Genomic DNA, 12,161 nt, shown 5'->3' on the forward strand with positions numbered 1-12,161 from the left:
GACGGCGCACTCCGCCGTCTCACCTGCAGCTCGATCCGCTGCCTGACTTCGAGCTTGCTCCGCCGTCCGGTCAGCATCGGGCACCTCCCCACCACGTCTCATATCCTCGGCCTCGTCCATCCCGTTCGCATGCGCGCTCAGCCCGTGCCCATGAGGCGCCGGCGTCAGTAATGCGGCATTCCCCGGCACCCCACTGCTCCCCATCGGCCGTGCATCTTCCGCCGTCGGTGCTCTCATCGTGATCTCCTCCTTCGGGTGGGCAACGCAGCCCAGTCTTCTCGAGATGAGAACACGCTATCGGCAGGCACTGACACGGGTTCGATTACGCCGTTCTATTACAGTTCTACTGCTCGATACGGCATCGGTGCCTCGCGGCTCCACCGGGAGGTCATCGAATCAGCGCGCGGTCCTCAATCGTCACGCGCCTCGCCCCGGCGCCCCGGATACCCCGCCGGCCACGCCCAGACGACCGACCCGGTCCCGAAGTGATTGCCCACCTCGTCCTCATCCAGCGGGGCACCCACCCATGAGAGCCGCCGGAGCCCTCGCGTGAGGGCAGCACTTCTCCGGATCCGAAATCACAGCACTGTTCCCGCTGTGACGTCCCCGTCCAACCGGCCGCGTGCATTCCATCGGCGCCCGGCACAGGCCCTCGCCGTCACCCCGCTGTGACGTCCCCACCGTGACGCCCTACGTGCTTTCACGTCCCTGCGGTGACGTCCTCGCCTTCACGTCCCCGCTGTGACGTCGCGAAGCGAGCACCACACTGGAAGCAGCCAGAATCGACCGGGATGCTCAACGGCGGCTCGAACCGGACGCTTCACTCCGAATGGACGTCACAGCGGGGACGTCATAGTGAGTCACCACGACACCCGACCGGCATGACGACCAACCGGCGCGGCACCGAACCGGCATCGCAGAGAACTGATACCGCAGCGGAGGGCACGATATCGAGCTGCACCAGGGAGGGCCGGGATCGCGATGAGTCGACGTCCCAGCAGGGACGCCCGGCCCTGCAGGGACGCCCCCATCGCCCCATCTGCCCCGCCTGCCGCACCTCGGCACTCGGCGCCACCGCTCCCGCCCCGAACCGGACCCGTCCGGACCGATGCGCACTCCCATCCCGGCTCGCAGCGCCCGCGCGCATACACTGGGCCGGTGATGAATCTCAGCATCGTGTTCTGCACCCCCGAGATCCCGGGCAACACCGGCAACGCGATCCGCCTGGCCGCGGTCACCGGCGCGCACCTGCACCTCGTCGAGCCCCTCGGCTTCGACCTCTCCGATGCCAAGCTGCGCCGCGCCGGGCTCGACTACCACGACCTCGCGCACGTCACCGTCCACCCGGACCTCGACGCCCTGTGGGACACGCTCGGGGACCGCCGCGTCATCGCCTTCACCGCCCAGTCCGACACCGCGTTCCACACCGTCGAGTACACGGGCGACGACGTGCTCCTGTTCGGCCGCGAGTCCGTCGGACTCCCCGCCGAGGTGCTCGCCGACGACCATGTCGACCTCACCGTGCGCATCCCGATGCAGCCGTCCCGACGCTCGCTCAACCTCGCGAACTCCGCCTCGATCGCGGTGTACGAGGCGTGGCGCCAGCTCGGCTACCCCGGCGGCACCTGAGCCCGCACACCCCGCCCGGCGAGACCAGTGCGCATCGACGACACGTGCGCTCCACTCGGAACGGTCCGCACCCACTCGGATCACTGCTCACCGCCCACTCCGGATCACGGCTCACCGATCACCGTGTGCACTGCGGACTGAGGAGTACAGTGGATCCATCGTGCACCGCGCGCACGGCTCCGCGCCGTCGCACCGCCCACCTCCACCATCGCACCCCACTGCCCCACCACGGAAGGATCCACCTCATGATCGCTCGTGCCCTCACGGTCGCCGGCTCGGACGTCTCCGGCGGCGCGGGCCTGGCCGCCGACCTCAAGATGTTCGAGGAGTACGGCGTGTTCGGCACCGCCGCCGTGACGTGCATCGTCACCTTCGACCCCGAAGACGGGTTCAACCACGTCATCGAGTTCATCGAGCCCGAGGTCGTCAACCGCCAGCTCGACTCCGCGCTCGCCGTCCACGACTTCGACGTCATCAAGTCCGGCATGCTCGGCTCCGTCGACTCCGCGCTCGTCCTCGCCGAGCGCCTGCGCGACAACCACCTGCCCTACGTGTTCGACCCGGTCCTCGTGTGCAAGGGCGCGGGCACCATGGTCGACCTCAAGGACCTCTTCGTCGAGAACCTCGTCCCGCTCGCCACGGTGATCACCCCGAACCTCGAGGAGGCCGCGACCCTGACCGGCACGGCCGAGCTCACGAGCGTCGAGGACATGGTCGACGCGGCCCGGGCGATCCACTCGATGGGTGCGAAGAACGTCGTCGTCAAGGGCGGCGCCCGCCTCGCCGGCGAGGATGCGGTCGACGTGCTGTTCGACGGCGAGTCGGTCACGGTGTTCGCCACGAAGAAGGTCAACGACCACCTCGTCAACGGTGCCGGCTGCTCGTTCGCCTCGGCGATCGCCGCGGGGCTGGCCACCGGACTCGCCGTGCCCGAGGCGGTCGCGCGGGCCAAGGAGACCGTCGCCCACGGCATCGCCGCGGCGATCGAGAACGCGACCGGCGTCCGCTCGCTCCTCCACCCCGCCGTCCGCTGCTTCCCGCACGCGGACATCACCGTCACGCGCAGCTGACCGGCCGTCGCACCCTTTCGGTGCGCAGTCGGCAGCGGTGAATAGCGCAGGGCCCCGGGGTTCGATCCCGGGGCCCTGCGCTCGTCTCAGGCGTGCGTCACTTGCGCTTGCCGAAGCCCTTGTAGCGGTCCTTGAACTTCTCGACGCGGCCGGCGGAGTCGAGGATGCGCTGCTTGCCGGTGTAGAACGGGTGCGAGGCCGAGGAGATCTCGACGTCGATGAGCGGGTAGGTGTTCCCGTCCTCCCACTCGATGGTCTTGTCGCTCTTCACGGTGGAGCGGGTGAGGAACTTGGTGCCGGAGGAGAGGTCGTTGAACACGACGACGTCGTACTCCGGGTGGATGTCCTTCTTCATGAATGTCCTTCGCGTTGAATTCCTGTGAGCCCTGATGCGGATCCTCATCCGCCTGCCAGTGCTCAAATTCGTGTGCTCGGATCCTGCTCGGATCCGGTCCGGTCCCACGGAGGACCGACGATCCACTATACCGGACGCGTCGAACCGGGGCGAACCCGAACACGCCGACCGATCATGACACCGCGCCTGCACCTGCACGCCGGCCTGTCCTATCGTGGGTGCCATGACCTGGAGCATCCTGCCCGACACCGTGACCGCCGTGCCCGCCCGCGACACCCCCGAGCTCGTCGCCGCTCCCACCGCCGAGGCGCTCGCCGCGCTCCCGGCGGATCTCACCGCCGAGGTGTTCCCCATCGACCCGGACCTCGCGGACACCGCAGCCCTCACCGAGGCCTACGGCCTGGCCCCGGAGCACTCCGCGAACTGCGTCCTCGTCGCCGGCACCCGCGCGGGCGACGAGCGCATCGCCGCCTGCCTCGTGCTCGCCCACACCCGCGCCGACGTCAACAAGCGGGTCCGCAAGCTCCTCGACGTCCGCAAGGCCTCGTTCCTGCCGATGGACCGGGCGGTCGAGGAATCGGGCATGGAGTACGGGGGCATCGGGCCGATCGGCCTCCCGGAGGGCTACCGACTGCTCGTCGATGCCCGCGTGGTCGCCGCCGACGAGGTGATCATCGGCTCGGGCATCCGGGGTTCGAAGATCATCCTCCCCGGGTCCGAGCTCGCACGCCTCCCCGGCGCCGAGGTGATCGAGGACCTCGCTCTCGAGGTCTGAGTCCGGAGATTCCGCCCGGACGTACGCCGGAACGGGGACCGGCGCAGGGGACGCCGCGCTCAGCCCGCCTCGACGCCGCGCAGGAGCTGGTCGAGCGCTGCGTGCGCCTGCTCCCGGGCCGTACTCGCGCCGGAGCTGCGCGACACCCAGAGCGCGAGCTCGTTCATCGCCCCGGACAGCCCGGCCGCGATCGCCTCGCGTCGTCCCTCCGGCACCCCGGCCGCAGTGAGCGCATCGGACAGGTGCGCTCCCGCATGCTCGGCATCGAGTCGCCGCCACTCGTCCCAGCCGAGCGCCGCCGGCGCATCGACGAGGAGGATGCGCGCCGCGGAGACCGAGGTGATGGCGTCGAGGAAGGCATGCGAGCCGGCGCTCAGCTGCCGGAACGGGTCGGCCCCGGCCTGCTCGGCCGCTTCCACGACCGCTTCGGCCACCCGCGACTGCAGGTGTGCGGCGACCGCGTGGAACAGCCCTGCCCTGTTCCGGTAGTGGTGGTAGACCGCGCCGCGCGTCACCCCCGCATCACTCGCCACGTCTTCGAGCGCGACCTGCGCGAATCCCTCGCGCGCGAAGAGGGATTCGGCGGAGGCACGGATCTGTTTCGCGGTGCGGAGCGCATCGGTGACAGAGGCACGGGGCATCGACAGTTCCTTTACGTACACGGTGTATGTATGCTGAACACGTTACGTACACAGTGTACGTAACACCGGCGCATCCGTCACCGGATCCTCCGGTCCACCCGACCCCGCATCCCCGCGAGGAGACCCTCATGACCGTCACCGGCTGCTACCCAGTCCTCATGACCCCCGATGTCGCCCGGACGGCGGCCTTCTACCGGGAGGTGCTCGGCTTCACCCCGACGTTCGCCGCGGACTGGTACGTGAGCATGCGGCTCGGCGACCACGAGCTCGCCGTGCTCCGCTTCGACCACCCCACCGTTCCCGAACCCTTCCGGGCGGTCCCGCGCGGCATCATCGTCAACATCGAGGTCGACGACGTCGACGCCGTGCACGAGCGCCTGACACGGGAGCACGGGCTCACCCCGGTCCTCCCACTGCGCGACGAGGACTTCGGTCAGCGGCACTTCATCGTCGCCGGCCCGGACGAGGTGCTCGTCGACATCATCCAGCCCATCGAGCCGAGCCCGGAGTTCGCCGCCGCCTTCGCCTAGAGCACGCCGCCTTCACCTAGAGCGCGATCCCCTCGGCGGGGAGGCCGGCGCGCTGCAGGATGAACTCGATGAGCGGCAGATAGAGCTGCGGCTCGATGTCGTCGTCGAGCGGGACGACGACCTCGACCTGGCCCTGCGCCTCGGCGACGAACAGGGCCGGATCGTTGCAGTCGGCGAAGCCGATCGCACGCAGGCCCCGCCCGCCGGCGTACCCGGCCCAGCCGTGGTCGGCGACGACGAGGTCCGGCGGTGCCTCGCCGCGGCGGCTGAGCTCGGCCAGCAGATGCGCCACCGGTTCGGGCGAGTGGGTGTGCGGTACGCCGCCGTGCTGGTGCCAGACCCATACCCCGCCGAGGTGCCGGACGTCTCCCCCATCGGTGTCGACGGTGATCGGTCCGGTGGCGCGAACGACCTCGGCCCCGGCGGCCTCCGCGGCCCGGGCGAAGGCCTGGTGGACGGGCACCATGCCGGCCGGGTGTCCGGAGCCGAAGAGGATCCGCCCGCCGCCGCGCGCGACCTCGCCGAGCACCGCCGCGAAGCGCGCGGAGGCCGCGAGGCACAGTGCGGTCGAGATCGTGTCCTGACCGGCGGTGTGCGCCCGATCTGCGGAGATCCCGACCCGGTCGACCATGAGGTCGAAGACCGCGTCGTAGTCCCAGTCGCGGGTGAGCGGCACGCCGAAGTGGAAGTGCGTCTCCTGGTCGAGGAACCGCTGGATGTGGGACAGGTTGCCCTCGCGCGGCGTGCCGACCTCCCCGGTGATCCGAGCGGCCTCGAGGGCGCGGGTGAGGTCGGCGGTGGGATCAGCGGTCACGATCGTCTCCGGTGGTCACGAGGTCGGGGTCGTCCGGCTGCAGGGCGTAGCAGGCGACCGCGGTCGCGGCGGCGACATTGAGGGAGTCGACGCCGTGGCCCATGGGGATGAGGACGGTCGAGTTCGCCGCGGTGATCGTCCTGCGCTGCAGGCCGTCGCCCTCGGTGCCCATGATGAGCGCGGTGCGCGCAGGTGCCCGGGCGGCGAACTCGCGCAGCGGCACCGAGTCGTCCTCGAGCGCGAGCGCGGCGGTGTGGAAGCCGAGCTCGTGGAGCCGGTCGATGTCGGCCGGCCAGGAGTCGAGACGCGTCCACGGGACCTGGAACACCGTGCCCATCGACACGCGGATCGCCCGCCGGTAGAGCGGGTCGGCGCTGCGCGGGGTGATGAGCACCGCGTCGACGCCCAGGCCTGCCGCGGAGCGGAAGATCGCCCCGAGGTTCGTGTGGTCGACGACGTCCTCGACGACGACGACCCGGCGGGCGCCGGCGAGCACCTCGGGCAGCGCGGGGAGCACCGGCCGGTGCATCGCGGCGAGCGCGCCCCGGTGGAGGTGGTAGCCGGTGAGCTCCTCGACGACGGCGTCCTCGCCGATGAGCACCGGCGCGTCCGTCCCGGCGATGATCTCGGTGAGCGCGGCGAACCACTTGCGGGTCATGAGGAAGGAGCGCGGCACGTGGCCGGCGGCGATCGCGCGCTCGATGATCTTCGAGCTCTCCGCGATGAAGAGGCCCCGCTCGGGCTCGCGCAGGGTGCGCAGCCGCACGTCGGTGAGCCGGGTGTAGTCGGCGACCGCGGGGTCGTCGGCGGAGGTGAAGAAGCGGATCCGTGCGGCGGCGATGCCCGCGGACTCCGCGAGCGCGAGGATCTGCGCGTCGGTGAGCGCCGGCTTGCGCGGGGTGTTCATCCGCCGCTCACATCTGCAGGATGCGCCACAGCGCGACGAGGCCGAGCACGACGATGATCGCGCGGAGCAGCACCGGGCTGAACCGGCGCCCGATGCGCGCCCCGAAGTACCCGCCGATGAGCGAGCCGATCGCGATGAGGAGCACGGCGAGCCAGTCGATCCGGTCGAAGCCGACGATGATGTACACCGCGGCGGCCACCGTGTTCACCGCGAGGACGAGGACGTTCTTCGCGCCGTTGAGGCGCTGCAGCGGCTCCGGCAGCAGGAGGCCGAGGAGCGCGATGAGGATGATGCCCTGCGCGGCGGCGAAGTAGCCGCCGTAGATCGCGGTGAGGAACACCGCGAGGACGACGGCGAGCATCCGGCCGGTCGACAGCGCCGGCGGGCCCGGCACCGTGCCCGGCGCCGCACCGGACTCCGCATCGGAGCCTGCCGGCACCTCGGCGTCAGCCCGTACTACCACCGGCCTCCCCGACCGTCTCCCCGCCTCCCCGCGGGCGTCGGCGCGCATCGCCTTGCGCTTCTTGAGGTAGCGCTGGAGCGCCGGCTGCCCGACGACGAGCAGGAGCGCGAACACGAGGAGCACCGGGACGATGGTGATGAAGGCGTCCTCGGGCAGGGTGAGCAGCAGGTAGGCGCCGAGCAGCGCGCCGGCGAGGGAGGCGGGCAGGAGCTGGAGCAGCCGCCTGCCCTGGCCGCGGAGCTCCTCGCGGTAGCCGAAGGAGGAGGCGATGTTGCCGGGGATGAGGCCCACGGCGTTGCTCATCGTCGCCGTCACCGGCGGCACGCCGAAGGCGACGAGTGCCGGGAAGGTGATGAGGGTGCCCGAGCCGACGATCGCGTTGATCGTGCCCGCACCGAGTCCGGCGAGCAGCACGAGGGCCGCTTCGAGGACGGTCATGCAGCAGCCATTCAGCCGCGCGCCCGCGCGTGGTAGCGCCCGCCCTCGCGCCCGAGGGTGACCTCGGTGCCGAAGGTGGTGCTGAGGTTCTCCGAGGTCAGCGTCGAGTCGATCGCGCCGGCCGCCACCGCCGCGCCGTCCTTGAGGAGGAGGGCGTGGGTGACGCCGGTGGGGATCTCCTCGACGTGGTGGGTGACCATGACCGTCGTCGGCGCGTACTTCCCGTCGAGGATCTCGCCGAGCGCCTGGAGGAGCTCCTCGCGCCCGCCGAGGTCGAGGCCGGAGGCCGGTTCGTCGAGGAGCAGGAGCTCGGGATCGGTCATGAGGGAGCGGGCGATCTGAACGCGCTTGCGCTCGCCCTCGGACAGGCTGCCGAAGGGCCGGTCGGCGAAGCGTTCGACGGCGAAGGCGGAGAGGAGATCGCGCGCCCGGTCGAGATCGAGCTCGTCGTACTCCTCGCGCCACCGGCCGAGCACGCCGTAGGCGGCGGTGAGGATGATGTCGGTGACCTTCTCCGAGCCGGGGATCCGGGCGGCCAGCGCCGAGGAGGTGTAGCCGATGCGCGGGCGCAGCTCGAACACGTCGACCCGGCCGAGGCGCTCCCCGAGGATGTCGACCCGGCCCGAGGTCGGGTGCATGCGCCCGGCGGCGAGCTCGAGGAAGGTCGTCTTGCCGGCGCCGTTGGGGCCGAGCACCACCCAGTGCTGCCCCTCGGAGACCTCGAGGGACAGTCCGCTGAGCAGGAAGTTCGTCCCCCGCCGGACGTGGACGTCTGCAAATTCCAGCACATCGCTCATAGTGCAGACTCTAGCGCACACGGTGCGCTAGATTGTGGCGGATGGACACCGCACTGGCGACCCTCCTCACCTCGCTCACGGTCGATGCCGCGCTCGCCGGTCGGCTCTCCCCCGATGACTGCGCGCAGGTGCTGCTCGACGCCGGGATGCCCGTTCCGCTCGTCCTCGAGGACGCCGTCTACGACTCCGACCCGCCGACCGGCCTGCTGCTCCTCCTCCCGGCCCTGCGCGCCCGCCGGGTCGACCGGCTGCGCCTGGCGCTGCTCCACCCGACCTTCCCGTCCACGGTGCCGCGGGTGGAGAAGTCCGCGCGCCGCACCCTCGCCCGCGCCACCGCGGTCGCCGTCACCGAATCGTCCGGCGTGTCCGATGCGGTGCTCGTCCTCGACGGGGAGGCCAACCTCCGGGTGCTCGCGTGCGCCCGGGTGCCCTACGCCCCGCTCGACGTCCGCAGCGTGCCCGAGGCGGCCCGCACCCTGCGCGAGACCGTGATGGAGGGTCTCGCCCTCGTCGAGGCGCTCGGCGACGGCGTCCCGGCGGAGATGCGCAACCTCCAGTGGCGGGACTGGCAGGCGGACATGAGCGCGGCCGCCCCGCGCGCCGAGCTCACCGTTCTGCTCGCCCGGCCCGAGCAGGCCCCGCTGCTCCATGCCGCACTCGACATCCATCACGCGATGTCGCCCGTCCTGGCGCCTGCGACCGTGGGGCCCGCGGAGTTCGGCGACATGCTCGCCCGCCTCCACCGCGCGGCGGCCGCCGTGGTCACCGCGGTGAGCCGCGACAACGGGATCGGGTGACACGCGACTGCAGGGGAACCGTTCGGCCGGCGACTCCGTAGAATCGCTGTCATGCACAGGATCAGCCTCATCCACCCCGCCGGCGCCGACTGGACCGTGAGCTCGCGCCTCGTCGATGCCGGTGGTCTGGAGACCATCGTCGCCGCCGAGTCCGCCGCCCACCCGGATGCGGACGTGTTCGTCGTGCCCGAGGCGCTGAGTGAGGCCCCGCCGCAGCTCGTCCTCATGGACGTCGACTCGACCTTCCTCAACGAGGAGGTCATCGAGCTCATCGCCGAGCACGCCGGGGTCCGCGAGGAGGTCGCCCGGATCACCGACGAGGCGATGCGCGGGGAGCTCGACTTCGCCGCGAGCCTGCGCGCGCGGGTCGCCGCGCTCGCCGGGCTCCCGGAGTCCGTGCTCGCCGAGGTGCGCGAGCAGGTCACGCTGACCGCGGGCGTGCCGGAGCTCGTCGCCGCGGTGCAGGGCGCCGGCGGGGTGGTCGCGCTCGTGTCCGGTGGGTTCGCCGAAGTCGTCGTGCCGGTCGCGGCGGAGCTCGGGATCGCCGAGGTGCTCGCGAACCGGCTCGCGGTGCGCGACGGCCTGCTCAGCGGTGAGGTCGACGGTCCGATCATCGACCGGCGGGCGAAGGCCGACCAGCTACGCGTGCTGTGCGAGCGGCTCGACATCGATCCGGCGCGCACCGTGGCGATCGGCGACGGGGCGAACGACGCGGAGATGGTCGAGGCCGCCGGCTTCGGGATCGCGTTCTGCGCCAAGCCGGCGCTCGCCGAGGTCGCCGACGCCGCACTCACCGTGCGGCGGATGGATGCCGTGTGGGCCGCGCTGACCGGGGAGCCGATCGGCTGACGGCCGGGGCCGGTGCGCCGGTCAGTCCTTGAAGTTCCGGATCTCCGGCGGCGGATAGTCTCCGGGGGCCAGTCCCCAGCGCGGGAGGTCGAAGACCGCGATCGAGCTCGGGCGGAAGCGCCGCGGCACCCCGAGCGCGGGGCACAGGTGTCCGATGACGGCGCTCACCGTCGGCTCGTGCCCGACGATGTACGCCCCGGTCGCCGATTCCGGGATCGAGTCGATGACCTCGAGCCAGGCGTCGATGTCGGCCTCGTAGAGCGCCCGGTCGGCGTGGAGCACCGGCGCGTCCGCGAGGGCGCGGGCGACGGCCTCGCCGGTCTGCACGGTGCGCAGCGCGGCGGAGGCGACGAGGTGCGTGAGCGGGTACCGGGTGAGGTGCTCGCCCGCCGCGGCCGCCTCGGCGAAGCCCGCCGCGGTGAGCGGCCGATCGAAGTCGGCCACCGGGGGGGCGCGGCGGTGGCGTGGCGGGCGAGCACCAAGAGGGGCACGGGTGTCAGGCCCCGGTGGCGTGGAGCCCGCCGTCGACGTGGACCATCTCGCCCGTCGTCGCCGGGAACCAGTCGGAGAGCAGGGCGACGATCGCCTTGCCGGCCGGCTCGGTGTCCGTCTGCTCCCAGCCGAGCGGGGCGCGGGTGCCCCACACGTCCTCGAACGCGTCGAAGCCGGGGATCGACTTCGCGGCGGTCGTCTTGAGCGGGCCGGCGGAGACGAGGTTGACGCGGATGCCGTCGCCGCCGAGGTACTTCGCGAGGTAGCGCGAGGTCGACTCGAGCGCGGCCTTCGCCACGCCCATCCAGTCGTAGGCCGGCCAGGCGACGGTCGCGTCGAAGGTCAGGCCGACGACGCCGGCGCCGCGGTTGAGCACCGGGCGGGCTGCGACGGTGATCGCCTTGAGCGAGTACGCGGAGACGTGGACGGCGTTCGACACCGATTCGAAGGGGGTGTCGAGGAAGACCCCGCCGAGCGCGTCCTTCGGGGCGAAGGCGATCGCGTGGACGATCCCGTCGATGTTTCCGCCGAGCCGCTCGGGCAGCGCGGCGAGGTCGTCCTCGTTCGTCGCGTCGAGCTCGATGACCTGCGCGGGCTGCGGCAGCCGCTCGGCGATGACCGAGGTGATCTTCATCTGCCGGCCGAACGAGGAGAGGATGACCTCAGCCCCCTGCTCCTGGGCCAGGCGGGCGGCCGCGAAGGCGATCGAGGCCTCCGTGAGCACGCCGGTGACGAGGATGCGCTTGCCGTCGAGAATTCCCATGATGTTGTCTTCCTCTCGCGTGGAGTACGCGGTGTGCGTGTGGACTCGGTGTGCGGTGTCAGTGTCCCATGCCCAGGCCGCCGTCGACCGGGATGACGGCGCCGGAGATGTAGGAGGCCTCGTCCGAGGCGATCCAGCGGACCACGGCGGCGACCTCCTCGGCCTCGGCGAAGCGTTTGGCGGGGATCGTCGCGAGGTATTCCTTCTGCTGCTTCTCCGGCAGCTCATCGGTCATCTCGGTGCGGACGAACCCGGGGGCGACGACGTTCGCGGTGATTCCGCGGGCGCCGACCTCGCGGGTGATCGAGCGGGCGAGGCCGACGAGTCCGGCCTTCGAGGACGAGTAGTTCGCCTGGCCGGCGACGCCGTAGAGCCCGGACACCGAGGAGATGAGCACGATGCGGCCCTTCTTCGCCCGGATCATCCCGGTGATCGCGCGCTTGACGGTGCGGAAGGCGCCGCCGAGGTTCGTGTCGATCACGGCGTCGAAGTCCTCGTCGGACATCCGCATGAGGAGGGTGTCGCGGGTGATCCCGGCGTTCGCGACGACGACCTCGACCGGGCCGAGCTCCCCCTCGATCCGCGTGAACGCGGCGTCGAGGGAGTCCGGGTCGGTGACGTCGGCGGACACCGCCAGCGCGCCGTCGGGGGCGTCGCCGTTCCGCGAGGTCACGGCCACCTTCTCACCGGCGGCGAGGAACGCCTCGGCGATCTTCCGCCCGATCCCCCGGTTGCCACCGGTGACGAGTACTACGCGCGAATCCGACACTGTCGCTCTCCTTGTTCGCCGACTGCTGCAGGCCGCCCGAGGGCGGGTCTCCAACCTAACGCACCTGCGCGC

At 71.4% G+C, this 12,161-nt stretch carries 15 protein-coding genes; 6 read left to right on the forward strand and 9 right to left on the reverse strand.

All coding sequences use genetic code 11. The features are described from left to right. Positions 1 to 1,161: 1,161 nt before the first annotated feature. Together FDF13_RS11315 and FDF13_RS11320 are read left to right on the forward strand one after the other, a co-directional pair. Positions 1,162 to 1,629, forward strand: a complete 468-nt coding sequence (locus tag FDF13_RS11315; RefSeq protein WP_137319728.1) for a tRNA (cytidine(34)-2'-O)-methyltransferase — start codon at positions 1,162 to 1,164, stop codon at positions 1,627 to 1,629. Between the two features lie 245 nt (positions 1,630 to 1,874). Beyond that, positions 1,875 to 2,699 (forward strand): PfkB family carbohydrate kinase, encoded by an 825-nt coding sequence (locus FDF13_RS11320; RefSeq protein ID WP_137319729.1) that lies wholly within the window; start codon positions 1,875 to 1,877, stop codon positions 2,697 to 2,699. A 97-nt stretch (positions 2,700 to 2,796) separates the two neighbouring features. Here FDF13_RS11320 and FDF13_RS11325 read toward each other — a convergent pair whose 3' ends face one another. Beyond that, positions 2,797 to 3,054, reverse strand: coding sequence for a type B 50S ribosomal protein L31 (locus tag FDF13_RS11325; protein WP_137319730.1), 258 nt, complete (start codon positions 3,052 to 3,054; stop codon positions 2,797 to 2,799). Positions 3,055 to 3,277: 223 nt separating this feature from the next. Here FDF13_RS11325 and FDF13_RS11330 point away from each other — a divergent pair, with 223 nt between their 5' ends. Continuing rightward, positions 3,278 to 3,829, forward strand: coding sequence for a YbaK/EbsC family protein (locus FDF13_RS11330; RefSeq protein WP_137319731.1), 552 nt, complete (start codon positions 3,278 to 3,280; stop codon positions 3,827 to 3,829). Between the two features lie 59 nt (positions 3,830 to 3,888). Here FDF13_RS11330 and FDF13_RS11335 read toward each other — a convergent pair whose 3' ends face one another. Beyond that, complete coding sequence (locus tag FDF13_RS11335; RefSeq protein WP_101650167.1) at positions 3,889 to 4,470, reverse strand: TetR family transcriptional regulator; 582 nt, start codon at positions 4,468 to 4,470, stop codon at positions 3,889 to 3,891. A gap of 128 nt (positions 4,471 to 4,598) precedes the next feature. Between FDF13_RS11335 and FDF13_RS11340 the strand changes: the two genes are divergently transcribed. Then, complete coding sequence (locus tag FDF13_RS11340) at positions 4,599 to 5,000, forward strand: VOC family protein (protein ID WP_101650165.1); 402 nt, start codon at positions 4,599 to 4,601, stop codon at positions 4,998 to 5,000. A gap of 16 nt (positions 5,001 to 5,016) precedes the next feature. On the opposite strand, the gene FDF13_RS11345 is transcribed toward FDF13_RS11340, so the two are convergent. The 4 genes from FDF13_RS11345 to FDF13_RS11360 are packed head-to-tail and all read right to left on the reverse strand — an operon-like array spanning position 5,017 to position 8,419. Beyond that, a complete protein-coding gene (locus tag FDF13_RS11345; RefSeq protein WP_137319732.1) occupies positions 5,017 to 5,817 on the reverse strand; it encodes a phosphatase in 801 nt (266 codons plus the stop codon). Beyond that, positions 5,804 to 6,721, reverse strand: a complete 918-nt coding sequence (locus FDF13_RS11350; RefSeq protein WP_137319733.1) for an RNA methyltransferase — start codon at positions 6,719 to 6,721, stop codon at positions 5,804 to 5,806. The genes FDF13_RS11345 and FDF13_RS11350 overlap by 14 nt, the downstream gene beginning before the upstream one ends. 7 nt (positions 6,722 to 6,728) lie before the next feature. Beyond that, a complete protein-coding gene (locus FDF13_RS11355; RefSeq protein WP_137319734.1) occupies positions 6,729 to 7,622 on the reverse strand; it encodes a sulfite exporter TauE/SafE family protein in 894 nt (297 codons plus the stop codon). A gap of 11 nt (positions 7,623 to 7,633) precedes the next feature. Continuing rightward, positions 7,634 to 8,419 carry an ABC transporter ATP-binding protein gene (locus FDF13_RS11360; protein WP_137319735.1) on the reverse strand — a complete coding sequence of 262 codons (786 nt, stop codon included), beginning with the start codon at positions 8,417 to 8,419 and terminating at the stop codon, positions 7,634 to 7,636. Positions 8,420 to 8,460: 41 nt separating this feature from the next. Between FDF13_RS11360 and FDF13_RS11365 the strand changes: the two genes are divergently transcribed. Both FDF13_RS11365 and serB read left to right on the forward strand, forming a co-directional pair. Further along, the gene (locus tag FDF13_RS11365) at positions 8,461 to 9,216 is read left to right on the forward strand and encodes a hypothetical protein (protein WP_137319736.1); all 756 of its coding nucleotides are present in this window, start codon (positions 8,461 to 8,463) and stop codon (positions 9,214 to 9,216) included. Positions 9,217 to 9,267: 51 nt separating this feature from the next. Beyond that, complete coding sequence (gene serB, locus FDF13_RS11370; RefSeq protein ID WP_175406963.1) at positions 9,268 to 10,065, forward strand: phosphoserine phosphatase SerB; 798 nt, start codon at positions 9,268 to 9,270, stop codon at positions 10,063 to 10,065. A 21-nt stretch (positions 10,066 to 10,086) separates the two neighbouring features. Here serB and FDF13_RS11375 read toward each other — a convergent pair whose 3' ends face one another. Genes FDF13_RS11375 through fabG form a run of 3 tightly spaced genes read right to left on the reverse strand, consistent with a single transcriptional unit; the run spans position 10,087 to position 12,089 of the window. After that, a complete protein-coding gene (locus FDF13_RS11375) occupies positions 10,087 to 10,509 on the reverse strand; it encodes a histidine phosphatase family protein (RefSeq protein WP_137319737.1) in 423 nt (140 codons plus the stop codon). A gap of 52 nt (positions 10,510 to 10,561) precedes the next feature. Further along, a complete protein-coding gene (gene fabI, locus FDF13_RS11380; protein ID WP_137319738.1) occupies positions 10,562 to 11,320 on the reverse strand; it encodes an enoyl-ACP reductase FabI in 759 nt (252 codons plus the stop codon). A 58-nt stretch (positions 11,321 to 11,378) separates the two neighbouring features. Next, positions 11,379 to 12,089 (reverse strand): 3-oxoacyl-ACP reductase FabG, encoded by a 711-nt coding sequence (gene fabG, locus FDF13_RS11385; RefSeq protein WP_137319739.1) that lies wholly within the window; start codon positions 12,087 to 12,089, stop codon positions 11,379 to 11,381. Positions 12,090 to 12,161 lie beyond the last annotated feature (72 nt).

The organism is Brevibacterium sp. CS2, assembly GCF_005280295.1.
GTDB lineage: Bacteria > Actinomycetota > Actinomycetes > Actinomycetales > Brevibacteriaceae > Brevibacterium > Brevibacterium pityocampae.

Bases quoted from the DNA above. Each gene is read 5' to 3' on its own strand.
- FDF13_RS11315 (WP_137319728.1), top strand. From the start codon at position 1,162: ATGAATCTCAGCATCGTGTTCTGCACCCCCGAGATCCCGGGCAACACC.
- FDF13_RS11320 (WP_137319729.1), top strand. From the start codon at position 1,875: ATGATCGCTCGTGCCCTCACGGTCGCCGGCTCGGACGTCTCCGGCGGC.
- FDF13_RS11325 (WP_137319730.1), bottom strand. From the start codon at position 3,054: ATGAAGAAGGACATCCACCCGGAGTACGACGTCGTCGTGTTCAACGAC.
- FDF13_RS11330 (WP_137319731.1), top strand. From the start codon at position 3,278: ATGACCTGGAGCATCCTGCCCGACACCGTGACCGCCGTGCCCGCCCGC.
- FDF13_RS11335 (WP_101650167.1), bottom strand. From the start codon at position 4,470: ATGCCCCGTGCCTCTGTCACCGATGCGCTCCGCACCGCGAAACAGATC.
- FDF13_RS11340 (WP_101650165.1), top strand. From the start codon at position 4,599: ATGACCGTCACCGGCTGCTACCCAGTCCTCATGACCCCCGATGTCGCC.
- FDF13_RS11350 (WP_137319733.1), bottom strand. From the start codon at position 6,721: ATGAACACCCCGCGCAAGCCGGCGCTCACCGACGCGCAGATCCTCGCG.
- FDF13_RS11355 (WP_137319734.1), bottom strand. From the start codon at position 7,622: ATGACCGTCCTCGAAGCGGCCCTCGTGCTGCTCGCCGGACTCGGTGCG.
- FDF13_RS11360 (WP_137319735.1), bottom strand. From the start codon at position 8,419: ATGAGCGATGTGCTGGAATTTGCAGACGTCCACGTCCGGCGGGGGACG.
- FDF13_RS11365 (WP_137319736.1), top strand. From the start codon at position 8,461: ATGGACACCGCACTGGCGACCCTCCTCACCTCGCTCACGGTCGATGCC.
- serB (WP_175406963.1), top strand. From the start codon at position 9,268: ATGCACAGGATCAGCCTCATCCACCCCGCCGGCGCCGACTGGACCGTG.
- fabI (WP_137319738.1), bottom strand. From the start codon at position 11,320: ATGGGAATTCTCGACGGCAAGCGCATCCTCGTCACCGGCGTGCTCACG.